The sequence below is a fragment of the Mycobacterium sp. IS-1590 genome (genome assembly GCF_001500025.1).
GTDB lineage: Bacteria > Actinomycetota > Actinomycetes > Mycobacteriales > Mycobacteriaceae > Mycobacterium.
Genome location: NZ_LQIW01000048.1, coordinates 98228 through 123452, shown reverse-complemented (window position 1 = coordinate 123452; position 25225 = coordinate 98228). Strand labels below are relative to the sequence as shown.

The following is a 25225-nucleotide window of genomic DNA, read 5'->3' as shown; positions in this document are numbered from 1 at the left end:
CGGATTCCACTCCTCACTCCTTACCGAGATCGAGCAGGCGACGGGCGATGATGTTGCGTTGCACCTCGGCGGTGCCGCCGTAGATGCTCGCGGCCCGCGAATACAGGTATTCGGTCCGCCATGGGTTGTCTTCGAGTTCGATGCGCCCGGGCAGCAGGTCGCGCACGGTGTCGTAGAGCCGCTGTTCGGCACCGGCCAGCAGCACCTTGTCGATCGAGGTGTCTGCGCCCAGTTTTTGTCCCTCACCCAGCCGGTGCTGGGTGGCGCGCGAGCGGCAACGCAGCGTGTGCAGCGCGAGGTATACCTCGCCCAGGTCCGAGTCTGAGGCGGTGCCAAGGCCTTTGACCTCGTTGACCAGGTCGTCGAAGCGTGAGTACAGATAGGCGATGCGCTGCCAGAAGCAGGTGGAGCGCTCGTAGGGGAGAAGGTCCATCGCAACCTTCCAGCCGTCGCCGGGGTTGCCCAGCATGCGGTCCGCCGGCACCACCACGTCGTCGAAGTACACCTCGCAGAACTCGTCGACATCGTGCATGGTGCGCAGTGGGCGCACCGACACTCCGGGCGAATCGAGGTCGACGAAGAACGCGGTGATCGCCTCGTGATTGGGCGTGTTCGCGTCGCCGGTGCGGGTGAGCAGGATGCACCGCTTCGCGTACTGCGCGAAGCTGGTCCACACCTTCTGGCCGTTGACCACCCAGTTGTCGCCCTGTGGCACAGCGCGGGTCGTCAACGACGCCAGGTCGCTGCCCGAACCGGGTTCGGAAAAACCTTGGCACCACGACTCTTGACCCGAGAGCAGCCGCGGCACCATCTCCGCGGCCAGTTCCGGTCGGGCGTAGTCGATCATGGTCGGCGTGAGCACGTCGAGCATCGAATACGGGCCCGGGTGGTCGAGACCGCGTCCCACGACCTCCTCGCCGACGATGGCGCGCAGGATGTCGGGTCCGCCGAGCCCGCCGGCCGACTCCGGCCAGCCGTAGCGCATCCAGTCGGCGTCGTACAGCGCCTTGAGCACCCGCAGGTGCTGGGCTTGGTGCGCGTCGAGCGAATGGTCGTCGGTGAGCGGGGTCAGATCGTTGGCGTCCAACCATTCCCGCAACGCAGTGCGGAACGTGGCGGGCTCGTAGAGGTCGTCACTCATCCGGCCTCGGGCCTTCCGATGGCGTGCGGACGGCCGGAGTCGTGGTCACCGCTGCGCCGAATGAACGTCATGGCACGGGTTTTCAGCCGCCAGCCGTCCTCGGTGCGGACGTAGGTGTCGTTGTAATACCCGATGCGCATGTCGTGTTTGGAGTGCTCGATGAAGCACAGCGGCTGCGTCCCCGACGCCTTGTCGGGGTCGTCCGGATCCAGATGCACCAGAGACGTGCCGGTCATGAACAGACCCTTGGGTGCGGCCTCGACGAGTTCGGGGAAGCGGTTCAGCGTGTAGGTGGAGCCGAACGCGCTGTACGTCCCGTCCGGGGTGAACACCGAAGTCAGCCCCTCGATATCGCCCTGGGTGATGGTGACGGCGTACTTGGCCAGCAGCTGCTGGATCTCGACGAGGTCGTCAGTTCGAGTCATGTCGGAAGACCTTACCGCCCTTCATTACAAAGCTGACATCCCGTGTAACGCCGATATCGACCAGGGGGTCGCCTGGCACGGCGATGATGTCCGCGAGGTACCCCTCGGCGATGCGGCCCAGGTCGCTTCTGTCGATCAGATCGGCGGCGACGACGGTGGCCGCACGTAACACCGCGGCCGGCGGCATACCCCAGTCCACCAGTGTGACGAGCTCGTCGGCGTTCTTGCCGTGGGGGATGGCCGGAGCATCGGTGCCGACGGCGATCTTCACCCCCGCTTCGTAGGCGGCCTTGATCGATGTGCGCGCCTTCGGGAACATCTCGGCCGCCTTGTCCTGCAACGCCTTCGGTGCCCGGGACACATCCATGGCCTCGGCGAGACGTCGGGTGGTCACCAGCCACCGGTCGTTGTCGACGAGCATCTGGATGGCTTCGTCGTCCATCAGGAAGCCGTGCTCGATGCAGTCGATACCGCATGCCACGGCGTGCTTGACCGCCTCGGCTCCGTGGGTGTGCGCAGCCACCTTCAGGCCGCGCCGGTGCGCCTCGTCGACGATGGCCCGCAGTTCCTCGTCCGAATAGTGTTGTGCGCCGGCCTCTCCGGTCAGCGACATCACGCCGCCGGAGACACAGACCTTGATCAGTTGGGCGCCGTGCTTGATCTGGTAGCGCACCGCCTTGCGGATCTCGTCGACGCCGTTGGCGATGCCCTCCTCGATTGTCAGCTCCAGCGCGCCGGGCATGAACGCGGCGAACATCGTCGGATCCAGGTGGCCCCCGGTTGGGGTGATCGCATGGCCGGCCGGGATCACCCGCGGACCGTCGATCCAGCCCGCATCGATCGCCTTGCCCAGCGCGACGTCGAGCAGGTACCCGCCGGTCTTGACGAACAACCCGAGGTTGCGAACCGTGGTGAAACCGGCCCGCAACGTGCGTCGCGCATTGCCGACGGCACGCAGCACCCGCGTCGCGGGATCGTCCTGGACCTGGGACAGGCCGGGGTTCTCGCCCCGGCCACCCATGAGCAGGTTGACCTCCATGTCCATCAGGCCGGGAAGCAGGATGGCGTCACCGAGATCGATGACCTCACCCTCGCCGTCGGCCGCACCGCCGAGACCGACGATGCGGTCGCCGTCGATGCGCACGATGCCCGGCCGGACGATCTCGCCGGCGTCGACGTCGAGTAGACCCGCGGCCTTGAGGGTCAGCACTCCTAGACCACCGGCTCCCTGATACAGGTGATATAGGTGGCGCCGCTGTCGAGCACGCGCGGCTGCTTCCACACCTCGATCGGGAACGACACATTGACCAACGATTGCATCATGTGGATGAGAGCCTTTGCGTCATCCGGCATTCCGTCGAGGGGGAAGCGCGCGTCGCAGTACTCCATGACGGCCTCGAGGCGTTCCATGCCGGCGTCGTAGAACTCCTGCATCTCTTCCATCGTCGAGGACAGTCGCTTCTGGTATCGCTCTTCTTCGGTGGGTAGGCACCAGTCGGTGAACCGCTCCAGGTCGGCGAATTCTTCCGGCAACTTAGGCATTGATCGCGTCCTTCTCGCTCGCGCTGGTGGAGGTCTGGCCGTTGGTGAGGCCTTTCTCCTTCTTGTAGGCGTTCACGTGATCCCACGCCGTCTTGTGCAGGTGACGCAGCAGGACCTCCTGGTCGCACAACGGGAAATCCTTGACCACACGGGTGTTGATCATCGTCTGAGTGGCCTCGAGAGTGTTGGCGTCCTGGAACGCGTACTCCTTGAACGTCACGGCCGCGAGTTCGTGAGCAAGCCGCTCGCGGGTGTTGGTGGCGGGCACGAAGTACAGGGTGCACTCGAAGATGTGCTTGTCCACGTCGGTGGGCCAGTAGTGGTACGTCAGGTACCAACCCGGCGCCCACAGCAGCAGCGTGAAGTTCGGGAAGAACTCGAAGGAGTCCTGACCCCAGGCGTGGTGCCGCGACGGGTTGACCGCCGGCGGCAGCTCGTCGGGCAGGATGCCCTTGATCTTGGGCCGGTCCCACGGTCCGAACAGCCCGCTGTGCAGGATGCGCTCGATGGGCTTGACCATGTTGATGTCCTTCGGCGGGCTCATGCCGCCCCAGGAGGACACCATGGAATGCCTACCCTTGATGTCGTAGGCCAGCGCCTCGAAGCCGTAGCTCGCCAGCTTCTCGGCCTCCTCCTTGACCGCCTGCTTCATGTGCAGGATCGGCGCATGGTAGAACTCGACGAACGCGTCGATGAACAGCTTCCAGTTCGAGTTCACCTCGGCGCGATACGAATACGTCTCGGTCATCTCGTGGAACGGATAACCCTCGAGGCCCTTCGCGAAGTCGCCGAGGTAGTCGATCAGCGGCTCGGCGTCGTTGTCGAAGTTGATGAAGATGAAGCCCTCCCACACCTCGCACCGCACCGGCACCAGGCCGTAGTCGGCCTTGTCGACGTCGAAGAACTCGCCCTCCTGCTGGATGAAGGTCAGATCACCCTTGAGGTTGTAGCGCCACGCGTGGTACTTGCAGGTGAACTGGCGGCACGTGCCCGAGACCTCTTCGCCGGGGTAGTCGTTCCACACCAGCTTGTTTCCGCGATGGCGGCACATGTTGTGGAACGCGCGCACCTCGTTGTCGCCGTCCTTGACGATGATCACCGACGTGCCCGCACCCGCCGAGGGCATCTCGCGCGTGAAGTAGCTGCCCTTCTTGGGAAGCCGCTCCACACGTCCCACGTTGAGCCAGCACTTGCGGAAGATGGCCTGCTGCTCGAGCTTCCACTGCTCCGGGTCGATCGAGTCGGTGTAATCGACCGGCGCGGTGCCGAGTTCGGGCCAGTGCTCCGTCCAGCTACCTTCTTCTGGTTTCGGGAAAAATGCCACGGTGTCTTACCTCTCTGCGAGATCTTCGGAGTCTGGTTCCACGCCGAAAGTGTTGATGGCCATGGCTAGTGCGCCATAGCAACCGATGGTGAAAACGAGGTCCATCAGCTGACGTTCCTCGAGGTGTTCGGACAAGGCGGCCCACGTTGCATCGGAAACGTTGGCGTTGTCCTGAAGTTCGTCGACCGCACGCAGTACGGCCCGGTCGAGCTCATCTGACGCCTGACCGTGTTGCACGGCGGCGATGACCTCGTCGGTCAGGCCCTCGGCGCGGCCCATCTCGACGTGGTGGCGCCACTCGTATTCGCAATTGGTCAGGTGCGCGACGCGTAGCACCGCCAGCTCGCGTAGCCGTGGCGGCAGCGTCGACCCGTACAGCAGGTGGAAGTTGAACCGCAGGAACGCGCGGGTCAGCTTCGGATGGCGAACCATCGTCGCCAGCAGGTTGCCCGCCAGTTGGGGATTGCGCCGCTCGGGAGCCATGCTGGACAGGGCCTCGTAGACGGCTTCGTCCCACTCCTCTGCGGGCAGCGGTGGCACGCGCAAGGCGCCTCCTTCCTGTGTGCTCTCGACTATGAGAATCAGGTTCTCATATTTCGCCAATAGATTTCCACCTTTCTCGCCAACGGTCAACGGCTGAGGCCATCAGCGGTGGTCAATCGGGTGCCGCGCGGAACCCAATCGCCCTGACAGGAGGGCATAGGGTGGCTTTCGGACATTGATTCTCGTACGGTGAGAAGATAGTTTCCTCACATTGAGCACAGTCCGGATAGCTAGCCTCGGGGGACGCGACGAAAGGAACGGGCATGAACAAGGACGACATGATCTTGATCAGCGTTGATGATCACATCGTCGAACCGCCCGACATGTTCAAGAACCATCTGCCCAAGAAGTACATCGATGAGGCGCCGCGGTTGGTGCACAACCCCGATGGTTCGGATACCTGGCAGTTCCGCGACACGGTGATTCCGAATGTGGCGCTCAACGCGGTGGCCGGGCGGCCCAAAGAGGAGTACGGGCTGGAGCCGCAGGGTCTGGACGAGATCCGGCCCGGCTGCTGGCAGGTTGATGAGCGGGTCAAGGACATGAACGCCGGCGGCATCCTGGGGTCGATGTGTTTTCCGTCCTTCCCCGGCTTCGCGGGCCGGCTGTTCGCCACCGAGGACCAGGAGTTCTCGCTGGCACTGGTGAAGGCCTACAACGATTGGCATGTCGAGGAGTGGTGTGGGGCCTATCCGGCGCGGTTCATTCCGATGACGCTGCCGGTGATCTGGGATCCGGTCGAGTGTGCCAAGGAGATCCGGCGCAACGCTGAGCGTGGTGTGCATTCGTTGACGTTCACCGAGAACCCGGCGGCCATGGGGTATCCCAGTTTCCATGATTTCGAGCATTGGAAGCCGATGTGGGATGCGCTGGTGGACACCGAGACCGTGCTCAACGTGCACATCGGGTCCTCGGGGCGGTTGGCGATCACCGCTCCGGATGCGCCGATGGATGTGATGATCACCTTGCAGCCGATGAACATCGTGCAAGCCGCGGCCGATCTGTTGTGGTCGCGCCCGATCAAGGAGTATCCGACGCTCAAGATCGCGCTGTCTGAGGGCGGTACGGGGTGGATTCCGTACTTTTTGGAGCGGGTGGATCGCACCTATGAGATGCATTCGACGTGGACGGGTCAGGACTTCGGGGGCAAGCTGCCCAGTGAGGTGTTTCGTGAGCACTTTTTGACCTGTTTCATCGCCGATCCGGTGGGGGTGGCCACCCGCAATGCGATCGGGATCGACAACATCTGCTGGGAGGCCGATTACCCGCACAGCGACTCGATGTGGCCCGGGGCTCCCGAGCAGCTCGACGAGGTACTCACCGCCAACAATGTGCCCGATGACGAGATCAACAAGATGACCTACCAGAACGCGATGCGCTGGTATCACTGGGACCCGTTCACCCACATCACCCGGGAACAAGCCACCGTGGGTGCGCTGCGCAAGGCCGCCGAAGGCCACGACGTCTCCATCCAAGCCCTGTCGAAGAAGGAAAAGACCGGCGCGTCGTTCGCGGACTTCGCGGCCAGCGCCAAGCAGGTGTCCGGCAACAAGGACTAGCGGTCTGCAAATATCGGGAGGTCCGGCCGCGGGGTCGGAAGCAGCGTCTTCGAGTGCGCCGGTGCGGAAGCTGCGTTCACGCGCCGGCGCACTGTTCTGCGGAACGATGACAAGAGGAGAACCACCGTGCCTGGCGGGATGAGTTTCGAGCTGACCGAGGACCAGGAGCTGATCCGCAAGTCCGTTCGTGAGTTGGCGAGCAAGTTCGACGACCACTACTGGATGGAAAAGGATCTCGCACACGAGTTCCCGCGGGAGTTCTACGACGCGATCGCCAAGGGTGGCTGGCTGGGCATGACCATCCCCGAGGAGTATGGCGGGCACGGCCTGGGCATCACCGAGGCGACGCTGTTGCTCGAGGAGGTGTCGCGCTCCGGGGCGGCGATGAACGGTGCCAGTGCCATTCACCTGTCGATCTTCGGGATGCAACCCGTCGTCAAGCACGGCTCCGACGAACTCAAGGCCGAGACACTGCCGCGGATCGTCAACGGGGATCTGCACGTCTGCTTCGGCGTCACCGAACCCGGTGCCGGGCTGGACACTTCGCGCATCACCACCTTCGCCAAGCGCGAAGGCGACAAGTACCGGATCAACGGCCGCAAGGTGTGGATCTCCAAAGCGCTGGAGTCCGAGAAGATCCTGCTGCTGACCAGGACTGTGCCTTTCGACGAGGTCACCAAGAAGACCGACGGCATGACGCTGTTTCTCACCGACCTTGATCCCGACCGCGTCGACATCCGGCCGATCAAGAAGATGGGACGCAACGCGGTCAGCTCTAACGAGGTCTTCATCGACGACCTGATGGTGCCCGTCGAGCACCGCGTCGGCGAAGAGGGCAAGGGCTTCAAGTACATCCTGGACGGCCTCAACCCCGAACGGATGCTGATCGCGGCCGAGGCGCTGGGCATCGGGCGGGTCGCGCTGGAGAAGGCCGTGAAGTACGGCAACGAGCGGCACGTGTTCAACCGGCCGATCGGGATGAACCAGGGGCTGCAGTTCCCGCTGGCCGACTCGCTGGCGCGGCTCGACGCGGCCGAGTTGGTGTTGCGCAAGGCCACCTGGCTCTATGACAACGGCAAACCGTGTGGGCGCGAGGCCAATACGGCGAAGTACCTGTGCGCCGACGCCGGGTTCGGCGCCGCCGACCGGGCGCTGCAGTTGCACGGCGGCATGGGGTATTCGGAGGAGTATCACGTCTCCCGCTACTTCCGTGAGTCGCGGCTGATGAAGATCGCGCCCGTGAGCCAGGAGATGATCCTCAACTTCCTCGGCGAGCACGTTCTCGGACTGCCGCGCAGCTACTGACGGAGGATCACGACCACCGATGGTGAACTATTTCGACCTGTCCGGCCGTTCTGCGCTCGTGACCGGTGCCGCGGGCGGCATCGGCTCGGCCGTCGCACAGGCCCTCGCCGACGCGGGCGCCGCGGTCCTCGTCACGGACCTGGACAAGGACGCCGCAGCCGCTGTCGCCGAACGGATTTCAGCCGGCGGCGGTCATGCGGAGTCCGCCGCTCTGGACGTCTCCGACCGGGATTCCGCCGACGCCGCGGCCGCGCAGGCGGCAGCCCTGACCGACGGCGCGCTGCACATCCTGATCAACAACGCGGGCGTCACCAAGCCCGCGATGTTCGAGAAGACGACGCAGAAATCGTTCCGCCTGTTGTTCGACATCCACGTGATGGGCGCGTTCAACGTCACCCAGGCCGCGCTGCCGCACATCCCGACCGACGGCACCGGGCGCATCGTCAACGTCACCTCGGCGGCCGGCCTGACGGGCACCCTCGGCCAGGTCAACTACTCGGCGGCCAAGGCGGGCATCATCGGGTTCACCAAATCCCTTGCGCGCGAACTGGCGACCAAGAAGATCACGGTCAATGCGCTGGCGCCGCTGGCCGCGACACCGATGACCGAGACCATCCGCACCAATGAGAAGTTCTCGGCGAACATGATGAACCGCATCCCAATGAAGCGGTGGGCGGACCCGGAGGAGGTCGCCGGCGCGTTCGTGTTCATGGCATCCGATGCGGCGTCCTACATCACCGGACAGGTGCTTCCGGTCGACGGCGGAATGGTGATGTGAGCACACCAGCGCCCCTGAGCGGCGTCACGGTCGTCGCGATGGAACAGGCCGTGGCCGCCCCGATGTGCACCCGGGTACTCGCCGACTTCGGTGCCCGCGTGATCAAGGTGGAGAACCCCAACGGCGGCGACTTCGCCCGCGACTACGACGACGTGGTGAACGGGCCCGGCGGGTTGGCCGCGCATTTCGTCTGGGCCAACCGTGGCAAGGAGTCGGTGACGCTGAACACCAAGGCGCCCGAGGGTATCGACCTTCTGCACCGCCTGCTGGACCGCGCGGACGCGTTCGTGTCCAACCTCGCACCGGGTGCCACCGCGCGGATGGGTCTTGCCCCGGCCGACCTTGCACTCCGTCACCCCAACGTGATCCCCGTCGAGATCGACGGGTACGGTCCCGGCGGCCCGATCTCCCACAAACGTGCCTACGACCTTCTCGTGCAGGCGGAGTCGGGATCGTGCGCGGTCACCGGCTATCCGGGAATGCCGGCCAAACCGGGACCCGCGATGGCCGACTTCTCGACGGGCCTGTACGCCGCGATCTCCATCCTGGCGCTGCTGCTCGGACGAGCCAGGGGCAATGCCGGGGCCGCGAGTCCGTCCGTCGCGCTGAGCCTGTTCGACGTGATGACCGACGTGATGGGTTATCAGTTGACCTACACCCAGCATTCGGGCATCGACCAGGAACCGCTCGGCGTCGGCTCACCCGCCGTCGCGCCCTACGGGGCGTTCCCGACGCGCGACGGCCAGACGGTGGTCCTCGGCACCACCAACGACCGGGAGTGGCAGCGCGTGGCCCGCGAGATCATCGACCGCCCCGATCTCGCCGAGGATCCGCGCTTCGCCACCAACCCCGACCGGTGCGCGCATCGCGAAATTCTCGAGGAGGCCATCGGATCATGGTGTGCCCAGCGTGATCTCGCCGAGATCCAGAAGATCGCCGACGACGCCGGAATCGGCAACTCGCGGTACAACCTGCCCAGCGAGGTCGTCGCACACCCCCACCTCACCGCTCGGGACCGGTGGCGCACCGTCGCCACCCCCAAGGGTGATATCCGCGCGCTGCGCCCACCGCCGGTGATCGCCGGCTTCGAGCAACCAATGGGGGCGGTGCCCGGCTTGGGTCAGCACACCGATGCCGTCCTGGGCGAATTGGGGCTGACGGCAGAAGATCTCGCGCGACTGCGCGCCGACAAAGTGATCGGGCCCGCGTACTCGTGAGTGATGACGTGCTGCTGAGTTCCGACAGCGAAGGGGTGCGAACCCTGACGTTGAACCGGCCGGACCGCAAGAACGCCATCAACGCACAGATGTGGGAGGACCTGGCCGACGCCCTGCGGGCGGCGGCCCGCGACACCGAACTTCGCGCATTGGTGATCACCGGCGCGGGTGGGGCCTTCTGCTCGGGCGCCGACATCGGCACACCCGAGAACATTCACCCGCGACACAAGCTACGGCGGCTCACCGACGTCGCGCTCGCACTGCACGAATTGTCCGTACCCACCATCGCCAAGGTGACCGGGGTTGCGGTCGGGGCCGGCTGGAACCTGGCGCTCGGATGCGACTTCGTGGTGGCGACACCGGAAGCCCGTTTCTGCCAGATCTTCTCGAAGCGCGGCCTGTCCGTCGACCTCGGCGGTTCGTGGCTGCTGCCCAAACTGGTGGGCCTGCAACAGGCCAAGCGGCTGGTGTTGCTGGCCGACATGATCGACGCCGCGGAGGCCCACTCGCTGGGGTTGGTCACCTGGGTGAAGCCCACGAACGAGATCGACGGCTTCGTCGGCGATCTGGCGGCCCGGCTCGCAGCGGGCCCACCGGTCGCCTTGGCGCAGAGCAAGGCGCTGCTCAACGACGGGGCCAACGCGACGCTGCGTGAGGCGCTGGCCAATGAGGCCCGCGCACAACCGGGCAACTTCGCCACCGCGGACTCGGCGGAGGCCTATGCCGCGTTCGCCGCCAAACGCGAGGCTGTATTTACTGGTCGATGGGCGCTAGGGCCCGGATCGGAGAAGAACAATGCGTGAAACCGTGATCGTGGAGGCGGTGCGCACGCCGGTCGGCAAGCGCAATGGCGGACTGTCGGAGATGCACGCCGCCGACCTGTCGGCGATCGTGCTCACCGCACTCGTCGAGCGTGCGGGTATCGATCCCGAGATCGTCGACGACGTGGTGTGGGGCTGCGTGTCTCAGGTCGGCGACCAGTCGAGCAACATCGGCCGCTACGCGGCTCTTGCCGCGGGCTGGCCCGAGACCATCCCCGGCACCACGGTCAACCGCGCCTGCGGGTCGAGCCAGCAGGCGCTGGATTTCGCGGTCCACGCGGTGATGTCGGGTCAGCAGGACGTCGTCGTCGCCGGCGGGGTCGAGGTGATGAGCCGGGTGCCGCTGGGTTCGGCGCGGGCCACCGGAATGCCCTACGGGCCCAAGGTCCTCGAACGCTACGGCGATTTCTCGTTCAACCAGGGCATCTCGGCGGAGTTGATCGCCCAGAAGTGGGGCTTCTCCCGAACCCGGCTCGACGAGTACTCGGTGCGCTCACACGAGCTGGCCGCTGCCGCGCAGGACAAGGGCGCGTTCGAATCGCAGATCATGCCGGTCTTCACCGACGGTGAACCAGTCGTGGCTGACGAAGGGGTGCGGCGGGGGAGCACGGTGGAGAAGCTCGCGGGGCTCAAGCCGGCCTTCAAGGACGACGGCGTCATCCATGCGGGGAATTCGTCACAGATCTCCGATGGTGCCGCGGCGCTGCTGGTGATGGCAGCCGACAACGCTGTGGCGTTGGGACTGAGCCCAATTGCCCGCTACCGTGCGGGCGCGGTCACCGGTGCCGACCCGGTTCTGATGCTGACCGGTCCGATCCCGGCGACCGAGAAGGTCCTGCACAAGGCCGGAGTGACCCTCGACGAGGTCGGGGTGTTCGAGGTGAACGAGGCGTTCGCGCCGGTGCCGCTGGCATGGCTGGCCGAGACCGGCGCCGACGAAGCCAAACTCAACCCGCTCGGCGGGGCGATCGCCCTGGGGCATCCACTCGGGGCGTCGGGTGCGGTGCTCATGACGCGCATGCTCAACCACATGCGCGACAACGGGATTCGTTTCGGTTTGCAGACCATGTGTGAGGGCGGCGGAACCGCCAACGCGACTTTGGTAGAACTCATCGCCTAGCGATGGCGGCAGAACTCATCGCCTAGCGCAGCCGACGCACTAAGCCTGATTCCACGGGAGGACCCGCGTGCAGAGAACCCTGTTCACCGAAGACCATGAGGCATTCCGCGAACTCGCCCGTGACTTCGTCGAAAAGGAAGTGGTGCCGCACTATCCCGAGTGGGAGAAGGGCGGCCGCATGCCTCGCGAGGTGTTCAAACGGATGGGGTCGCTGGGCATGCTCGGCATGGCCATCCCCGAGGAGTACGGCGGAGGTGGGACCCCCGACTACCGCTACAACGTCGTGCTGCAGGAGGAGGCGGCGCGCGCACTGGTCACGCTGTCGACCGTGCGCACCCAGCTCGAGGTGATCCTGCCGTACTTCCTGCACTACGCGAACGAAGAGCAACGCAAGCGGTGGTTTCCCGGGCTTGCCGCCGGTGAGCTGCTGACCGCCGTCGCGATGACAGAACCGGGCACCGGATCCGACCTCGCCGGTGTGCGCACCACCGCTGTGCGCGACGGTGATGACTGGATCCTCAACGGCGCCAAGACGTTCATCACCGGCGGTATGCAGGCCGACCTCGTGATCGTCGTCGCGCGGACCTCGACCGACCCGGACAACCGGCGCAAGGGGCTCACGCTGTTCGTCGTCGAGGACGGCATGGCCGGGTTCACCCGGGGCCGTGAGTTGGAGAAGATGGGCTGCAAGGTGCAGGACACCGCCGAACTCTCATTCGTCGACGTCCGCGTGCCCGCGACCAACATGCTGGGCGAAGAAGGCGAGGCGTTCAGCTACCTCGGCCACAATCTGCCCCAGGAGCGGCTCACCGTCGCCGTCGGGTCGGTCGCGCAGGCGCGCTCGGCGATCGCCGCCGCCATCGATTACACCAAGAGCCGCAAGGCATTCGGTACCCCGGTGGCGTCGTTCCAGAACACGAAGTTCGAGCTGGCCGCCTGTTCGGCGGAGGTGGAGGCCGCGCAGGCGATGCTCGATCGCGCGGTGGCCCTGCACGTCGACGGCGAGTTGTCGGGCGCGGATGCGGCCCGGGTGAAGCTGTTCTGCACCGAGATGCAGCAGCGGGTGGTGGACCGCTGTCTGCAGTTGTTCGGCGGCTACGGCTACATGATGGAGTATCCGATCGCACGGTTGTACACCGACGCCCGGGTGGCCCGCATCTACGCCGGCACCAGCGAGGTGATGAAGGTGATCATCGCCAAGTCGCTGGGCCTGTAAACCACTAGGGGAGCTGGGGTTTGACCTCCTCGATCACCCACTGCGCGTAGTCGAGATACTCGTCGACCCCGCTCACCGGCGGCAGGGGCACAGCGCTCACGGTGACGCCCTGCTGCGCGAGCCAACCGAGCCGGTCGACGATTTCGGCCGCACTCATGCCCGGTCGCCCGTCGGGGTCGTCCTGCACGGTATGGCCCTCGCCGACCCGATTCGTGCCCAGCCCGTGCACCACGTCGAATGGCCGACCGTCGTAGCCAGGTTGGGACTTGATGAAGTCGAGGCGCTCGGCGATCTTGTCGGGCGGCGTGAGGAATGACCACCATCCCGACGCGTACTTCGCCGCCCGGCGCAGCGCCGCGTCCGCATCGCCGCCGATCCAGATCGGCAGATGCGGCTTCTGGACCGGCTTGGGCTCGAAGGCGATGTCATCGAAGGACACGTACTTGCCGTCGAAGCTGGGCGATTCACTGGTCCACAGTTCGACGATCGCAGCCAGATACTCGTCGGCGATGCGGCCACGTTCATGGAAGGGCACGCCCAGGAGTTCGAATTCGCGTTCTAGCCAGCCCACGCCGAACGTCACCATCATGCGGCCGCTGCTCATCCAGTCGGCGGTGGCCAGCGACTTCGCCAACACGAGAGGATGTTGCAGCGGCAGTACCGTGATGCACGAATTGAGCATGATGCGCTCGGTGGCACCGGCGAGATACGCCTGCGCGACGGTGGACTGCAGATAGTGCGGTCCGGACAATTCGACGTGATCGTTGGGAATCGCGAAATGCTCGGGCACGGCGATCATGTCGTAGCCCCACTCGTCGGCGCACTTGGCCATCCGCGTCTGGTCGGCACCGGTCACCGATGCTTCCCACGGCTGCATCATGGCCTTGAGCCGCAGCATGTGCGGAAGGTTGAAGACGAGTTTCACTCGGAACTCCAGTCACGTGAATTGGGTGTGATCGATTGCGCTACACGCTAGCGACTCCACCCGAGTTGCCCGGCTACTTCAGCATGCTGCCCGCGTCGATGGTGACCGGAAGACCGGTGATGTAGCGGGATTCGTCCGAGGCCAGGAACAGCACGGCGTTACTGACATCCTCGGGCTCCACCCAGCCGACGGGGAGAACATGCATGAACTGTGCGGCGACGGCGAGATCGTCGGGTCCGGGATTCTCGAGGTCGGGCCGGAACAGCTTCATGGTTCCCTCGTTCATGAACAGCGGTGTGTTCACATTCGTGGGGCAGACGGCGTTGACCCGGATCGAGTGCTGGCCGAGTTCGACGGCGAATGTGCGCATCAGGCCGATCACGCCGTGCTTGGCGGCGATGTAATGGCCGGTATGGGGATAGGGCTTGAGGCCCCCGACCGAGCTGGTGAGGATGATCGAACCGCCACGACCTGCGGAGAGAAGATGGGGGACAGCGGCTTTCACGGTCTTCCACACACCAGAGAGGTTGACGTCGATCATGTCGCGCCAATCGTCTTCGCTGGTCTTGTCCAGCGTTGCCCCGCCGTTGCCGATGCCGGCATTGGCGACCACGATGTCCAACCCGCCCAACTGTTCGACGCCCCCGTCGACGACCGCCTCGAGAGCGTCGTAGTCACGCACGTCGACCTCGGCGGTGACGATCCGGCGGCCCAGGTTCTTGACGAGGTCGGCCGTCTCGGCGAGGTCGTCCGGTGTGGCCCATGGGATGTCGTCGTTGCTGGAGATCCGCTTGCAGACATCCACGGCGATGATGTCGGCACCCTCCGCGGCGAGGCGCACCGCGTGGCTGCGGCCCTGACCCCGCGCCGCACCGGTCACGAACGCGACTTTGCCCTCGACTCGTCCACCCATGTGTCCACCTTCTGGCCGCTCGAATTGTTTGGTCGATCGATCAGGAGCGTGGCACCGATCGGCCCACATGTCAACAGTCGGGCCCGCGAGGCGGGCGGATCGCGGTGTCGCGGCGACGCCGGCCGGCGTGCGAGCTCAGCCGGGCGGAGGTAGCGACCCGCCCGCGGTCAACGACTCCTTCAGCGATTGCATCCAGCGCCGCATGAAGTCGCGCATCTCGTCGTGTCCGAGCGTGAGGCCGACCGCGTCCTCGTTGCACAGGCTGCGCGCGATCTGCACGATCAACATCGAAACGGCGACCGGCGGGTAGTCGTCGAGATCGACACCGTTGGCCCGCAGTGCCACGGTGACCGCGGCGGTCTCGATGTCGCGCACGCGCTCCGCATAAGCCTTCAGCTCCGCGCGAATCACCTTGCGGTGGTTGGCCAGTGCCATGAACTCGGTGTTGAGGCCCGTCCTCCGCAAATCGCTGTTGATGAGCCACAGCGTGTGCAACGGGTCGTCATCGGTGAGCGCGGCGCGCATGTTCTCCAGGGACGCCTCGGCACCGGCCCGCAACACCTCGACGAACAGGTCATCCATCGTGGGGAAGTAGTAGTAGACCAGCGCTTGTTTGACCCCGGCCTCGGCCGCCACGCGTCGTGACGTCGCGGCGGCATAGCCCTCGTCGCGCATGATCTTCGCGGTGGCCTCGATGAGTCGCTGGCGCGCCCCGACCTCGGCGCGCTTGGCGTTCCCGGCGCGCCCCTCCGCCCGAATGCTTGACCCTCTGTCGCGAGCCGTGATAGGCATGGCGCATCCTAACAGTTTGATCGATCGATCAGACTGGCTACGGGCGCCAGGACCGAAAGGACGGCCGTCGATGACCGATCTCGCCTCGGTGGACTACTTCTCCGACCACGCGATCAGTCAGGATCCCTATGACTACTGGGACCACCTTCGCGAGCAGGGCCCGGTGTTTCGGGAACCGAACTACGGCGTCGTCGCCGTCACCGGTTACGCCGAAGTGGTGGCGGCTTTCAAGGATCACGATTCCTTCTCGGCGGTGAACGCGATCGGTGGGCCGTTCCCGCCGCTGCCGTTCGTCCCCGAAGGTGACGACATCACCGGGCAGATCGAGGCGCACCGCCACCTGTTTCCCATCTACGAGCACATGGTCGTGATGGACCCGCCGGCCCACGAACGGGCCCGGTCGCTGTTGACCAAGCTCCTGACGCCGCGCCGGCTCAAGGAGAACGAGGACTACATGTGGCAGCTGGTCGACAGCCAGATCGACCAGATCATGGGCCCGGAATCCTCTGAGGGGCAGTGCGAGTTCCTCTCGGAGTACGCCAAGCCCTTCGCCACGTCGGCGATCATCGACCTGCTCGGCGTGCCCGACGAGGACCGGCCCGAGTTCCTGGCCGCGCTCGGGGTCGAGGAGCGCTACGGCACCCGCGTCGGCGCGCTCGACGGCGCCCCGGTGGGGCGGGACCCGCTGCAGTATCTCGACGACAAGTTCGCCGGCTATCTCGCCGAGCGTCGCCGCGAACCGCGCGGCGACGTGCTGTCGGGGATGGCGACGGCGCTGTACCCCGACGGTTCGACACCGGAGCTGATCGAGGTCGTCAAGCCGGCCACGTTCCTGTTCGCCGCGGGGCAGGAGACCGTCACCAAGCTGCTCAGCGCGGCGGTGCAGACCCTCGGAGACCGGCCGGACTTCCAGCAGATGCTGCGCGAACACCCCGAGCGGATTCCGGCGTTCATCGAAGAGGCGCTGCGCATGCACTCGCCGACCAAGGTCGACTTCCGGCTCGTCCGCAAGAGCACGACGCTGGGCGGGGTGCCGCTCAAGGCGGGCACGATCGTGATGTTGTGCCTCGGCGCGGCCAATCGGGACCCGCGCAAATTCGACGATCCCCACGAGTTCCGCCCGGACCGTAAGAACGTGCGCGAGCACATCGCGTTCGGTCGTGGAATCCACTCCTGCGCGGGCGCGCCGCTGGCCCGGGTGGAGGGCCGCATCACCGTGCAGAGGTTGCTCGAACGCATGCGCGACATCCGGATCAGCGAGGAGGTCCACGGTCCGGCCGGTGAGCGCCGGTACGCATACGAGCCGACGTTTTTGCTGCGCGGCCTGACCGAGCTGCACATCGAGTTCACGCCTCGGTGAGGGAATCGCCGCCCCGCCGCGCGTTAGCGCCCGAAACACGCGCTGACCTGGCGATGTGACGGCGGTCTAAACCCAATTTGTCTGAGACGCTTGTCACAGCGCCCAAACCTACCTACTGTGTGTTCACTAGGTTGGTTGAACGAAGGAGTTCGGTGTCCGCCACGGAGCCCGCGCGGCCGTATGCCACGCTCCTCGCCAAGGGTGAGGATCGTCGTCAGCGCATCCTGGCGGTGGCCGAACGCCTGCTCGCGCGCAACGGGTGGCGCAACACCTCACTGGCCCTGATCGCCAAGGAAGCCGGGGTCACGCCCGCCGGTCTGCTGCACCACTTCGAGTCCAAAGAGCAGCTGCTCAACGCGGTGCTCGATGCCCGTGACGCCGACGACGCGATCCACGCCGACTACCGCTCGGGTGATCTGGTCACCGAGCTCGGCCGGGTCCCCGAACGCTTCAACCGAGCGCCCGAACTCGTCGGGACCTTCACCGTGCTGCTGGTGGAGAACATCGCGCCCGACGCACCTCTGCACGACCGCTTGGTCAAGCGTTACCGCGACGCGGTCGACATCATCACCGCGATCATCGAGCGCGGTCAGCGGAGCGGAAAGTATCGCCAAGACGTCGACGCGGCCACCAAGGCCGTGGAAATCCTCGCGTTCACCTATGGAATGGAGACCCTATGGTTACTCGACCCATCGATTCAATTGGCCGAGGTGTTCAAGGGGTACGCCGAGTCGCTGGGGCGCGAGTTGGCGCCGCGGAGCTCGACATGAGGTACCGGCTCGACATCGTCGCCCCGACGGTGTCGGACGCGGTGAGGTATGCCGGCGGCTGGATCTACGACCGGGTGATGGCCGGGTGGGATGTCACCGTGCTCGTCGGTGGCGCCGAAGACGTTCGCCCGCTGACGATTCTCGGAGCCGAGACTCTCGACCTGGAAACGGTTCTCGCGGACTGGGAGGAACGACCGCACCCGCAGACCGTCGCCGTCGCGGCGAACATGATCGACCGTGACGCGCGTGTTCTCCAGCATGTGCGCAACGCCCTGGATCAGGGCGCCACCGAGGTGACGCTGTGGGGTGAGCGGGTTCCCGCAGAGCTCGACAGCAGCGTCGATTCGGTCGAGCACCGCCTGAGCGCGGCGGCCAGGGCGTTCAAAGCCAAGGCGCTGGCCGCAGCCGGTGATCCCACAGCTGCCGACGTCGGCGGCTGTGAGATGTTCCGCTGCGGGATGATGGTGTCGGTGGCTGCGGACCTGGTGCCCGCCAGCTGATTTCGGCAGGCGCCAGTCCCGTCACCGATAGTCGCTGGACTCGGCCAACTCGGCCGCCGAACGCATCAGCTCGACGATGACCGGGCCGTAGGCGAGCAGTTTCGGGTTGTCGCCCGCGCGCTGATAACCCTGCTCGAGCACGATCGCCAGCTTCCACTTCGCCAGCACCAGGTAGTAGTCGAGGTCGTCGACCTGGCGCCCGGACACCTTGGCATAGTGGTCGACGATGGCTGCGCGCGACGGCATTCCGCGCATGTCGACGTAGCCCATCTCGGACTCCGTCGGTGCCGCGGTGTCCTCGGGCCAGCTCTGCACCATCCAGCCCAAGTCCAGCTTCGGGTCCCCGACGGTGCCCATCTCCCAGTCGACGATCGCCGCCAGCCGGGCGGGAGCCCCGTGCCGGTACATCACATTGGCGAATTGGTAGTCGCCGTGCATCAGGCCGGGGACGTAGTCCAGCGGGCGGTGTGTGCGCAGCCAGTCGGTGGCGATGTCGAGGCCCTCGATCTCTCGGCCCTTGATGCGCTCGAAGAACGCCGTCCAGCGGTCGACCTGGCGCTCGTGGAACCCGTCGGGCCGGCCCAAATCGTGCAGCGCCTTGGCTTTCCAGTCGACTTGCGACAGCAGGGCGATGCCCTCGGCGAGCTGATAGGCCAGTTCTGCGCGCGCGGAGAGGTCGGAGTCGAACGGTTCGGGCCACGTGCGATTCTCGAGATCCATCGGCGACCATCCGTCGACGAACCCCATCAGATAGAACGGGCGTCCGAGCACCGCGGCGTCCTCGCACACGGCGACGGCCTCGGTGTGTGGAACGTCGGTGCCGTCGAGCGCCTCGATGATGCGCCATTCCCGCAGGATTCCCTTGTCGCGGTCAGCAGGGGCGCCGGGCGGCGGCATCCGAAGCACACAGCTGTGTTCCCCGCGGCGCAACTCGTAGATGACGTTCTGGGTGCCGCCCGACAGGAACCGGGTCTGCAGCGGCTCACCCTTGCCGGGCAGGGCGGCCGCGTCCATCCAATCGGTCAGGCGCGCAACGTCTATCGCGTTCTCGCTCACAGATTCCCTACTTCATGGTCTAGGTACTCGGCGAACTTGGCCCTGGCCTTTTCCCGCTTGGCCGGGATCCACTCGCTCGGCCATGTGTCGGTGCTGGGCGCATAGTCGCGCAGCACCTGCTTGGCCACCGTCGCTTTGTGCACCTCGGTCGGACCGTCGGCTAGGCCCATCACCGCGGCGCCGGTCACCATGCCCAGGAACGGCATCTCGTTGGTGACGCCCAGCGCACCGTGGACTTGCATTGCGCGCCAAGCGATATCATGCAGCACCGTCGGCATCACGACCTTGACCGCGGCGATGTCCTTGCGGACCTTCTTGTAGTCGTTGTACTTGTCGATCTCCCAGGCGGTGTAGAGCACCATCAGCCGGAACTGCAACAGCTGTGCGTACGAGTCGGCGATGTAGCCCTGGACGAACTGCTTGTCGGACAGCTTGCTGCCCTGGGTCTCCCGGCTCAGCGCGCGTTCACACATCATGTCCAGGGCTTTGCGGGACAGCCCGATCGTGCGCATCGCGTGGTGGATACGGCCGCCGCCGAGGCGCGTCTGGGCGATGACGAATGCCTGGCCTTCGCCGCCCAGCAGCGCATCGGCGGGCACCCGCACGTTGTCGTAGTGGATGAGCGCGTGCGAGCCTTCGTCGTCACGCTCGCCGTGCAGACCGACGTTGCGGACGATGTTGACGCCCGGGGTGTCGGTCGGCACCAGGAACATCGACATGCCCTGGTAGGCGCTCACGTCGGGGTTGGTGACGACCATGACAATCAGAAACGATGCGGTTCTGGCGTTGGAGGAGAAGAACTTCCAGCCGTTGATCACCCAGTCGTCGCCGTCACGGACGGCGGTGGTGTTGAACAGCGTAGGGTCTGCACCGGCATGGGGTTCGGTCATCGAATAACACGAGAAGATCTCACCCTCCAGCAGTGGGCGCAGATAGCGCTCCTTCTGGGCCTCGGTGCCGTAATGCGCGATGATCTCGGCGTTGCCGGTATCGGGCGCCTGACAACCGAATACGATCGGCGCCCACTGGGAGCGGCCGAGGATCTCGTTGAGCAGCGCGAGCTTGAGCTGTCCGTAACCCTGTCCGCCGAGTTCGGGACCGAGGTGGGTGGCCCACAGACCCCGTCGGCGCACTTCGTCCTTGAGTGGGTCGATCACCTTGCGGCGGTTGGCGTCCAAAGGAACGAACTGCTGATCGGGAAACGCCAAGTCCAGCGGTTCGACCTCCTCTCTGACGAATTCGTCGGCCCAGTCGAGCACCTTCTGGTACTCGGGGTCGGTCTCGAAATCCCACGCCATCGTGGTCTCCTTTCTCTTTGTTCAGGTTTGCGCCGACTGCGACGCCCTACGCGCACTCCACCGGGATCCTCATCCCGGCCCCCTTCTCGAGTCGAATCCGGCGATCAGCGCGGCGATGTCGTCGGTCACGACATCGGCGAATGACCGGTCACCGAAATTGCCTCCGGCCCAGTGCCGCACGCCCTCGCTGACATGCATGCCCGCCAACCGGGAGAGGTGCTCGACGTCGACGTGCGCGCCGATTTTCCCGTCTTGTTGCGCACGCGCGAAGAGTTCGCCGAACATGTCGGCGTCGGCGGTCTCGTCGACCGACTCACCCGCGAGGATGCGGTGTTCATGGCGATAGCCCTCGAGGATCGTCTGAATGATCAGCTCGGGCGGATTGCGTGCCATCGATCGTTCGAGGCTGCGCAACGCATCGCCGATGACGGCTTCGACGTCGTAGTCGGAGCGCAGTAGCGCACGCACTTTCTTCTGCGCCGCCCTGGTCGACAGCAGGCCGACTTCGAAGAGGATGTCCTCCTTGGCCGGGAAGTAAAAGTAGAACAACCCCCTCGATACGCCAGCGGCCCGGCAGATGTCGGCGACGGTCGTCTTGGCGTACCCATTCGTGCGCCACAAGGCCATGGCGGCCTGCACGAGCGCTCGCTTCGTCTCGTGCGAACGGGCCCGCTGGTAGGATGCCCGCCGTTGACCACCGTTAACGGCGATCTCTCCGCCGAGTTTGGACACTCCGGCACTCTAACAGGGCAATTGAGGCTTGCAAATAGTTGACGTTTGTCTAACTATCTAGGGATGGTCGCATCATTGGACGGCAGGCGCATCTTGGTGACCGGTGGCGCCACGGGCATCGGCGCGGCGGCGGTGCAGGTGCTCACCGCAGCGGGGGCACGCGTCGTGGCCACCCGCCACACCACGGCACCACCCGATGTGGCGGGCGTGCCCTGGGTGCAGTGCGACGTGCGTGACGCCGAAGCGGTCGAGGAGACGGTGCGGGCCGCGGCTGCGCAGATGGGTGGCCTCGACGTTCTGCTCAATGCGGCCGGACTGTGGCAGCCAGGCATCCCCGGTCAGATCACCACGGACGACATCGACTCCCTCCTCGACACCAACGTCAAGGCCACGATCCTGACCAACCAGTCGGCGTACGCGGTGATGCGCGAGAACGGCGGCGGCCGCATCATCAATTTCGGCTCCGCGGAGGCTGTGATGGGCAGTCCGCTCTCGGCGGTTTATGCCGCCACCAAGGGCGCGGTCGCGGCGTGGACCCGATCGGCCGCCAGGGCATGGGCGGCCGAGAAGGTCACGGTGATCGCGCTGGCGCCCGCGGTGCAGACGCCGGGCGCCGAGAGGCTGCGCGAATTCCTCGGGCCCGCAGCAGAAATCCTGGACGACCAACTCAAGACATCGATTCCACTCGGGGGATCACTCGGTGACCCCGTCGCTGATCTCGGACCCGCGTTGGTGTTCTTCTGCAGCGAGGGGTCACATTTCATGACCGGACAACTCGTGGCCGTCGACGGCGGCCTGATCATGCTCGGGTCATAGGCCTACGGAAGGGAAAGACATGGCCAACCTTCACCACGTCGTGATGCGCAGCCATTCGGCGCATACCTTCACGGCGTTTCTGACCGAGGTGATGGGGATGGCGGTGCAGTTCCAGATGCACGTGCCCGGTGAGGTGTTGGAGAGGACGCTCGGGTGGCCGGCGTCCGACGGGGCGGAGGTCACCATGCTGGGCACCGGCGACACCGGGCTCATCGAGGTGCTCGACGTTCCCGAGCACCTTCGCGATGTGGTGCCCGAGGGGCTGGCCGCGTTGTCGTTCATGGCCCCCGACTTCGCCGAAACACGCGCGAGAGCCAGCGCCTTCGCCGACGATGTCACGATGCTGGACACCGGTGTGCCCGGTGTGGATTTGTTCTTCTGCACGATGGGCGGTGTGCCGATAGAGTTCATGGGAAGCTATGTGCCCGAGGCGAACTCGGAAGCCAGCGACGCGACGAACTCCTGAGTGCGCCGGCGCGACGCCTGCCGTTGGGCGGGATCCTGCCCGAGCGGAACCACCCGCGCTGCCAGATCGGTGACACCGGCGTCGCGGTAGCGGCGCAACCGTGCCGCGACGGTCGCTTCGTCGCCGACCGCCATGGTGTCACCGACGTCCTCGGCGTCGCCGTGTTCGAGCAGGCGTACGTAGTTGGGGGAGAAGTCGGCGTGTCCCAGCACCTCGCTGGCGTACGCCCGGGCATCGTCGACCTCACCGTCGGCGCAGAGCGCGACAGGGACACCGGCGACGACCCGAACACCCTGGCGGCCCGCACCTTTTGCCGCCGCCGTGATGCGGGGCACCACGTAGTCGCCGATCGCGCGTTCGTCGGCCATCCACAGGATGGTCCCGCCGGTGCGCTCGCCGGCGATCCGGAGCATCGTCGGCCCGAGCGCTGCCACCAACACCGGCACGGTGAAGGCGTCGGTGACGTCGACCGGGCTGTGTACGCGGTAGGTGTCGTTTTCGACGGCCGTGGTGCCCGGTCCGCCGAACGCCGCGTCGAGCACCTCGAGATAGTCGCGCACCAACCGGGCGGGCTTGTCGTATGGCAGGCCGAGCTGGTCGGTGATGATCCAGTGGTGCGACGGGCCGATGCCCAGCGTGAACCGGCCACTGCAGGCGATCTGGGTGGTCAGTGCCTGCTGGGCCATGATGAGTGGATGGCGGGTCTGGATCGGCACCACGGCTGTTCCGATCTCGATGCGGTCGGTGGCGTTCCCCAGCAGCGCCACGGCCGTCAACGCGTCGAGGTAACCGGGTACCTGCGGCATCCAGAAAGTCGCGAAACCCTGTTTCTCGGCGGCTCTTCCGTCGTCGATCAGCCCACTCAGCCGCTCAGCTCGCGGACGCTCCTTGTCGGAGCCGACCATCAAACCGATGCGCATTCACACCTCCGTGTCATGGCACATACCGGTCCCATTCGTACGGGACGACGGCGTGAAACGGCGCGGCGAAAAGCGGTGCGACACCGTCCCTGCCCCATCGGGCCCGCAGAACCGGCCGGAGCCGCTGCCCGACCGCGACGGGGTCGTCGTCGAGGAAGCAGTACGTAATCGTCTGCCCGGCGGGGGCACTGGCCAGTCGGCCCTCGACCGTCAGGGACGTCGCCGCCCATGCGCCTGCCACCCCGTCGACATCCAACAGTTCGCCAAGAGGGCCTGCGCCTCGTTCCAGCAGTAGATACATGCCTCGGTTCGGCCACCACGGCAGCACGTCGGCGCCGGCCCTGATCTGTGGGTTCGCGACACGCTCCCGCACGTCGTACACACCGCGTTCGACGGGCGGCAGCAGCGGCAGTTTGCGGCCCGCTTCACCGAGCGCCTTGGACAGCGCGAGAAACGGCTCCATGCCCTCGACCCCGGTGAAGAAGTACGTCATCACGTGATCGATCGCGTCGTAAGGACTTTCATCCGTTCCTCGTGCGGCGTGGCACTGGGGCGTGGACACCAGCCGAAGGGATGCGCGCACCGCGGACATCCGGTGCTGTTCGGGGCGATGGTCGAGGGTGTGCCAGCGCAGATAGTCCGCGTCCGCGCCGTCGGGATGTCGTCGCGCCATCGAGACGAACATGGTGGTGATGTCTCCGTCACCGTTCGCGAGCACCTCGGGAACCTCATCCGACGGCCGGCCCGGCAATTGCATCGACGGCTCCCCTACACCGAATCCGGCTGTGACAGCGCGATTTCGGGGTGTCGGGCCTCGATCATCCTGCGGAGGCCGTCGCGCCAGCCGATCGTCGTGCGCCCCAGCACCTCGTGCATATGGGTGACGTCGGGCCACAGCGGCGTGTGGGCGTCGGGTGTGTACTCGAAAATCGGATCGACGCCGACCAGCTCGCCCATGTATGTGCAGTACTCCTCGGCGCTGACCGTCGCACTGCCGGCCCAATTCACCACGACCGGCGGCGTGTCGGCTGCCTCCATCGCCCTGATTCCCAGCGCAACATAGTCGTCCTCGTAGATCGGGTTGTAGTTGTTCGGCCGGTCCGGGTGCAGCCTTATCGGCCTACGAGCCAGTATCGCGTCGAGACGGTCGGCGGGGGCGCCGCCCTCGGGCCCGTAGGTGGAACAGATCCTGATGATCGTCAACGGAATCTCGTATTGTCGGGCCACCCACGTACAGACCGCCTCACCGGCGACCTTGGAGAAGCTGTAGTTCGCCCGCAAGGGCACCCCCGGCGGATCGGATTCGGTCAGCGGCCGCTGACCCTGGTACGCGTAGATCGAACCGGTCGAACAGAACACGAACCCTTTCGCGGTGCGATACCGGTGCAGCAGGTCGCCCGAACGCTGCGCGTTCGTCTCCAGGCACCGCGCCCACTCGCCGGATCCCGGGTCGACCGCGGCGTGGAACACATAGGTGAAATCGTCGGGGAGCGCCGAGAAGTCGCCGTCACTGACGTCGAGTGCGACGGGGACGACACCCGCGTCGACCAGCCGATCGCGGTCGGCCGAATCCCGCAGCCGGGCCGCGCCCCACACCTCGTTGTTGCGCGCCAACTCCCGCGCCAAGGGGAACGCGATCTTGCCGGTGGCGCCGGTGATCAGGATCTTCTCGCCGTCGAGCATCCC

Annotated in this window: 27 protein-coding genes; 12 read left to right on the top strand and 15 right to left on the bottom strand. The window is 65.8% G+C overall.

Features of this window, described 5'->3' with window-relative positions:
* Positions 1-13 precede the first annotated feature (13 nt).
* Genes AU197_RS21610 through AU197_RS21585 form a run of 6 tightly spaced genes read right to left on the bottom strand, consistent with a single transcriptional unit; the run spans position 14 to position 4978 of the window.
* Positions 14-1141 (bottom strand): acyl-CoA dehydrogenase family protein, encoded by a 1128-nt coding sequence (locus tag AU197_RS21610; RefSeq protein ID WP_064405297.1) that lies wholly within the window; start codon positions 1139-1141, stop codon positions 14-16.
* Positions 1138-1566, bottom strand: coding sequence for a nuclear transport factor 2 family protein (locus AU197_RS21605; protein WP_064405295.1), 429 nt, complete (start codon positions 1564-1566; stop codon positions 1138-1140). Before AU197_RS21605 ends, AU197_RS21610 begins: the two co-directional genes overlap by 4 nt.
* Complete coding sequence (locus AU197_RS21600) at positions 1553-2776, bottom strand: metal-dependent hydrolase family protein (protein WP_064405293.1); 1224 nt, start codon at positions 2774-2776, stop codon at positions 1553-1555. The genes AU197_RS21605 and AU197_RS21600 overlap by 14 nt, the downstream gene beginning before the upstream one ends.
* A 2-nt stretch (positions 2777-2778) precedes the next feature.
* Complete coding sequence (locus AU197_RS21595; RefSeq protein ID WP_064346540.1) at positions 2779-3108, bottom strand: hypothetical protein; 330 nt, start codon at positions 3106-3108, stop codon at positions 2779-2781.
* Entirely contained in the window at positions 3101-4432 is a 1332-nt protein-coding gene (locus tag AU197_RS21590; RefSeq protein ID WP_064346541.1) for an aromatic ring-hydroxylating oxygenase subunit alpha, read from the bottom strand. The genes AU197_RS21595 and AU197_RS21590 overlap by 8 nt, the downstream gene beginning before the upstream one ends.
* Before the next feature lie 6 nt (positions 4433-4438).
* Positions 4439-4978, bottom strand: a complete 540-nt coding sequence (locus AU197_RS21585; RefSeq protein ID WP_064405588.1) for a carboxymuconolactone decarboxylase family protein — start codon at positions 4976-4978, stop codon at positions 4439-4441.
* Positions 4979-5238: 260 nt separating this feature from the next.
* Between AU197_RS21585 and AU197_RS21580 the strand changes: the two genes are divergently transcribed.
* The 7 genes from AU197_RS21580 to AU197_RS21550 all read left to right on the top strand — a co-directional run bounded on the left by AU197_RS21580 (position 5239) and on the right by AU197_RS21550 (position 12991).
* The gene (locus tag AU197_RS21580) at positions 5239-6534 is read left to right on the top strand and encodes an amidohydrolase family protein (RefSeq protein ID WP_064405291.1); all 1296 of its coding nucleotides are present in this window, start codon (positions 5239-5241) and stop codon (positions 6532-6534) included.
* Positions 6535-6672: 138 nt separating this feature from the next.
* Positions 6673-7839: an acyl-CoA dehydrogenase family protein gene (locus AU197_RS21575; protein WP_064405289.1), complete on the top strand. Its 1167-nt coding sequence runs from the start codon at positions 6673-6675 to the stop codon at positions 7837-7839.
* 19 nt (positions 7840-7858) lie between these two features.
* The gene (locus AU197_RS21570; protein ID WP_064405287.1) at positions 7859-8617 is read left to right on the top strand and encodes an SDR family NAD(P)-dependent oxidoreductase; all 759 of its coding nucleotides are present in this window, start codon (positions 7859-7861) and stop codon (positions 8615-8617) included.
* Positions 8614-9834 (top strand): CaiB/BaiF CoA transferase family protein, encoded by a 1221-nt coding sequence (locus AU197_RS21565; RefSeq protein WP_082696794.1) that lies wholly within the window; start codon positions 8614-8616, stop codon positions 9832-9834. Before AU197_RS21570 ends, AU197_RS21565 begins: the two co-directional genes overlap by 4 nt.
* A gap of 8 nt (positions 9835-9842) precedes the next feature.
* Positions 9843-10637, top strand: coding sequence for an enoyl-CoA hydratase/isomerase family protein (locus AU197_RS21560; protein ID WP_082696803.1), 795 nt, complete (start codon positions 9843-9845; stop codon positions 10635-10637).
* Positions 10630-11775 (top strand): thiolase family protein, encoded by a 1146-nt coding sequence (locus tag AU197_RS21555; protein ID WP_064405283.1) that lies wholly within the window; start codon positions 10630-10632, stop codon positions 11773-11775. The genes AU197_RS21560 and AU197_RS21555 overlap by 8 nt, the downstream gene beginning before the upstream one ends.
* Positions 11776-11842: 67 nt before the next feature.
* On the top strand, positions 11843-12991 hold the full coding sequence (locus AU197_RS21550) for an acyl-CoA dehydrogenase family protein (protein ID WP_064405281.1): 1149 nt from the start codon (positions 11843-11845) through the stop codon (positions 12989-12991).
* Positions 12992-12995: 4 nt separating this feature from the next.
* On the opposite strand, the gene AU197_RS21545 is transcribed toward AU197_RS21550, so the two are convergent.
* The 3 genes from AU197_RS21545 to AU197_RS21535 all read right to left on the bottom strand — a co-directional run bounded on the left by AU197_RS21545 (position 12996) and on the right by AU197_RS21535 (position 15621).
* Positions 12996-13916, bottom strand: coding sequence for a TIGR03619 family F420-dependent LLM class oxidoreductase (locus AU197_RS21545; RefSeq protein WP_064405279.1), 921 nt, complete (start codon positions 13914-13916; stop codon positions 12996-12998).
* Positions 13917-13989: 73 nt separating this feature from the next.
* Positions 13990-14829, bottom strand: a complete 840-nt coding sequence (locus AU197_RS21540) for a mycofactocin-coupled SDR family oxidoreductase (RefSeq protein WP_064405278.1) — start codon at positions 14827-14829, stop codon at positions 13990-13992.
* A 135-nt stretch (positions 14830-14964) separates the two neighbouring features.
* Positions 14965-15621, bottom strand: a complete 657-nt coding sequence (locus tag AU197_RS21535) for a TetR/AcrR family transcriptional regulator (protein WP_082696793.1) — start codon at positions 15619-15621, stop codon at positions 14965-14967.
* A 70-nt stretch (positions 15622-15691) separates the two neighbouring features.
* Between AU197_RS21535 and AU197_RS21530 the strand changes: the two genes are divergently transcribed.
* The 3 genes from AU197_RS21530 (at position 15692) to AU197_RS21520 (ending at position 18251) form a co-directional block, all read left to right on the top strand.
* Positions 15692-16981, top strand: a complete 1290-nt coding sequence (locus AU197_RS21530) for a cytochrome P450 (protein ID WP_064405276.1) — start codon at positions 15692-15694, stop codon at positions 16979-16981.
* A gap of 152 nt (positions 16982-17133) precedes the next feature.
* Positions 17134-17751 (top strand): TetR/AcrR family transcriptional regulator, encoded by a 618-nt coding sequence (locus AU197_RS21525; protein WP_064405274.1) that lies wholly within the window; start codon positions 17134-17136, stop codon positions 17749-17751.
* A complete protein-coding gene (locus AU197_RS21520; protein WP_064405270.1) occupies positions 17748-18251 on the top strand; it encodes a hypothetical protein in 504 nt (167 codons plus the stop codon). The genes AU197_RS21525 and AU197_RS21520 overlap by 4 nt, the downstream gene beginning before the upstream one ends.
* 21 nt (positions 18252-18272) lie before the next feature.
* Here AU197_RS21520 and AU197_RS21515 read toward each other — a convergent pair whose 3' ends face one another.
* The 3 genes from AU197_RS21515 to AU197_RS21505 all read right to left on the bottom strand — a co-directional run bounded on the left by AU197_RS21515 (position 18273) and on the right by AU197_RS21505 (position 21244).
* Positions 18273-19265, bottom strand: a complete 993-nt coding sequence (locus AU197_RS21515; RefSeq protein ID WP_197415629.1) for a phosphotransferase family protein — start codon at positions 19263-19265, stop codon at positions 18273-18275.
* Between the two features lie 38 nt (positions 19266-19303).
* On the bottom strand, positions 19304-20605 hold the full coding sequence (locus AU197_RS21510) for an acyl-CoA dehydrogenase family protein (protein ID WP_064405265.1): 1302 nt from the start codon (positions 20603-20605) through the stop codon (positions 19304-19306).
* A gap of 69 nt (positions 20606-20674) precedes the next feature.
* Positions 20675-21244, bottom strand: coding sequence for a TetR/AcrR family transcriptional regulator (locus AU197_RS21505; RefSeq protein WP_064405582.1), 570 nt, complete (start codon positions 21242-21244; stop codon positions 20675-20677).
* Between the two features lie 156 nt (positions 21245-21400).
* On the opposite strand from AU197_RS21505, the gene AU197_RS21500 reads away from it, so the two are divergent.
* Together AU197_RS21500 and AU197_RS21495 are read left to right on the top strand one after the other, a co-directional pair.
* The gene (locus AU197_RS21500) at positions 21401-22153 is read left to right on the top strand and encodes an SDR family NAD(P)-dependent oxidoreductase (protein WP_064405263.1); all 753 of its coding nucleotides are present in this window, start codon (positions 21401-21403) and stop codon (positions 22151-22153) included.
* 19 nt (positions 22154-22172) lie between these two features.
* Positions 22173-22619 (top strand): VOC family protein, encoded by a 447-nt coding sequence (locus tag AU197_RS21495; RefSeq protein WP_064405262.1) that lies wholly within the window; start codon positions 22173-22175, stop codon positions 22617-22619.
* Here AU197_RS21495 and AU197_RS21490 read toward each other — a convergent pair.
* The 3 genes from AU197_RS21490 to AU197_RS21480 are packed head-to-tail and all read right to left on the bottom strand — an operon-like array spanning position 22571 to position 25222.
* Positions 22571-23539: an LLM class F420-dependent oxidoreductase gene (locus tag AU197_RS21490; protein ID WP_064405260.1), complete on the bottom strand. Its 969-nt coding sequence runs from the start codon at positions 23537-23539 to the stop codon at positions 22571-22573. The two genes, AU197_RS21495 and AU197_RS21490, sit on opposite strands and share 49 nt — an antisense overlap.
* 13 nt (positions 23540-23552) lie before the next feature.
* The gene (locus AU197_RS21485) at positions 23553-24296 is read right to left on the bottom strand and encodes a beta/alpha barrel domain-containing protein (protein ID WP_064405258.1); all 744 of its coding nucleotides are present in this window, start codon (positions 24294-24296) and stop codon (positions 23553-23555) included.
* A gap of 11 nt (positions 24297-24307) precedes the next feature.
* A complete protein-coding gene (locus AU197_RS21480) occupies positions 24308-25222 on the bottom strand; it encodes an NAD-dependent epimerase/dehydratase family protein (protein ID WP_064405256.1) in 915 nt (304 codons plus the stop codon).
* Positions 25223-25225: the final 3 nt, after the last annotated feature.

What these genes read in the sequence shown, in the direction of transcription:
- AU197_RS21610 (WP_064405297.1), bottom strand. Translation starts at nt 1,141, where the DNA reads ATGAGTGACGACCTCTACGAGCCCGCCACGTTCCGCACTGCGTTGCGG.
- AU197_RS21605 (WP_064405295.1), bottom strand. Translation starts at nt 1,566, where the DNA reads ATGACTCGAACTGACGACCTCGTCGAGATCCAGCAGCTGCTGGCCAAG.
- AU197_RS21595 (WP_064346540.1), bottom strand. Translation starts at nt 3,108, where the DNA reads ATGCCTAAGTTGCCGGAAGAATTCGCCGACCTGGAGCGGTTCACCGAC.
- AU197_RS21580 (WP_064405291.1), top strand. Translation starts at nt 5,239, where the DNA reads ATGAACAAGGACGACATGATCTTGATCAGCGTTGATGATCACATCGTC.
- AU197_RS21575 (WP_064405289.1), top strand. Translation starts at nt 6,673, where the DNA reads ATGAGTTTCGAGCTGACCGAGGACCAGGAGCTGATCCGCAAGTCCGTT.
- AU197_RS21570 (WP_064405287.1), top strand. Translation starts at nt 7,859, where the DNA reads ATGGTGAACTATTTCGACCTGTCCGGCCGTTCTGCGCTCGTGACCGGT.
- AU197_RS21555 (WP_064405283.1), top strand. Translation starts at nt 10,630, where the DNA reads ATGCGTGAAACCGTGATCGTGGAGGCGGTGCGCACGCCGGTCGGCAAG.
- AU197_RS21540 (WP_064405278.1), bottom strand. Translation starts at nt 14,829, where the DNA reads ATGGGTGGACGAGTCGAGGGCAAAGTCGCGTTCGTGACCGGTGCGGCG.
- AU197_RS21535 (WP_082696793.1), bottom strand. Translation starts at nt 15,621, where the DNA reads ATGCCTATCACGGCTCGCGACAGAGGGTCAAGCATTCGGGCGGAGGGG.
- AU197_RS21530 (WP_064405276.1), top strand. Translation starts at nt 15,692, where the DNA reads ATGACCGATCTCGCCTCGGTGGACTACTTCTCCGACCACGCGATCAGT.
- AU197_RS21520 (WP_064405270.1), top strand. Translation starts at nt 17,748, where the DNA reads ATGAGGTACCGGCTCGACATCGTCGCCCCGACGGTGTCGGACGCGGTG.
- AU197_RS21515 (WP_197415629.1), bottom strand. Translation starts at nt 19,265, where the DNA reads ATGGACGCGGCCGCCCTGCCCGGCAAGGGTGAGCCGCTGCAGACCCGG.
- AU197_RS21510 (WP_064405265.1), bottom strand. Translation starts at nt 20,605, where the DNA reads ATGGCGTGGGATTTCGAGACCGACCCCGAGTACCAGAAGGTGCTCGAC.
- AU197_RS21500 (WP_064405263.1), top strand. Translation starts at nt 21,401, where the DNA reads ATGGTCGCATCATTGGACGGCAGGCGCATCTTGGTGACCGGTGGCGCC.
- AU197_RS21495 (WP_064405262.1), top strand. Translation starts at nt 22,173, where the DNA reads ATGGCCAACCTTCACCACGTCGTGATGCGCAGCCATTCGGCGCATACC.
- AU197_RS21490 (WP_064405260.1), bottom strand. Translation starts at nt 23,539, where the DNA reads ATGCGCATCGGTTTGATGGTCGGCTCCGACAAGGAGCGTCCGCGAGCT.
- AU197_RS21485 (WP_064405258.1), bottom strand. Translation starts at nt 24,296, where the DNA reads ATGCAATTGCCGGGCCGGCCGTCGGATGAGGTTCCCGAGGTGCTCGCG.
- AU197_RS21480 (WP_064405256.1), bottom strand. Translation starts at nt 25,222, where the DNA reads ATGCTCGACGGCGAGAAGATCCTGATCACCGGCGCCACCGGCAAGATC.